1 protein-coding gene is annotated in these 1,027 nt (G+C 46.8%); it reads right to left on the bottom strand.

The features are described 5' to 3' along the window. Nucleotides 1–1,027 (bottom strand): ACT domain-containing protein (locus tag R7044_RS24380; protein ID WP_225455895.1); only part of this gene is annotated, 1,027 nt, incomplete at both ends.

Below are 1,027 nucleotides of genomic sequence, written 5' to 3'. Positions count from 1 at the left end.
CTGCCCCTACGGTTGTTTCGTACATCAACTTGCGACGCGAGCTACGAGCGACATCTCGAAGCTGATGGTAGTACGCCATGCTTGCTGTGTTTGCTTTTTTGTTTGGCGTGACCACGTGGAAACCTGCTGCTAGAAAGTCTGCATATTGATTTGCGATGTCTTCACTAGACGTACAATCCACAAGTACAGGGTTGATGATGTGATTGCGCTGAACCAACGCAATTAAACGAGCTAGACTGAATTCTTCTGTTGCCGCTGACATGCGGTCGCGCCAGTGTTCTAGTGGTAAGCCTTCACTATCGAGTAGCAAGCCTTTGCTATTTGCTAAACCACACACTCGAATCACGATACCTTTTTCTGCCAGTTTGGATTGCTGACGTTGGATCTGATCCACCAGCTCACCGCCAACACCGCCAACACCAACAACAAACACATCGAGGAAGTATTTCGAGTTAAATAGGTTTTCGTGACACGCTTTGATCGCCTCAGAAATTTTGTCTTCCGGAATTACCGCAGAGATAGCACGCTCTGAAGAACCCTGCGCAATCGCGACGATATTGACGTTCACTTCCGCAAGAGAAGAGAAGAAACGTGAAGCAACACCACGGGATGTACGCATGCCGTCACCAACCAAGGTAACGATAGAAACATCATCGATAAAATCAACCGGTTCCAATAGACCGTCTTTTAGTTCAAGTTCAAACGCATCCGCCAGAACTTGTTGAGCTTTCAACTTATCATCAGCCTCGATACAGAAGCTGATACTGTACTCAGACGATGATTGAGTAATTAATACAATAGAGACACCAGCAGAAGACATCGCACCAAATACTCGGCTCGCCATGCCTACCATCCCCTTCATACCTGGGCCTGATACGTTAACCATGGTTAGGTCGTTAAGCGTTGTAATACCTTTGATCGCAAGATTATCTTCACCAGTATCTTGGCCGATAAGCGTACCCGCGCCTTGAGGGTTAAAGCTGTTTTTGATCAGACATGGAATGTGGAATTGCGCGATAGGAGCAAT

This window comes from Vibrio sp. 1402 (genome assembly GCF_033340275.1).
This window is presented reverse-complemented; position numbering and strand designations above follow the sequence as displayed.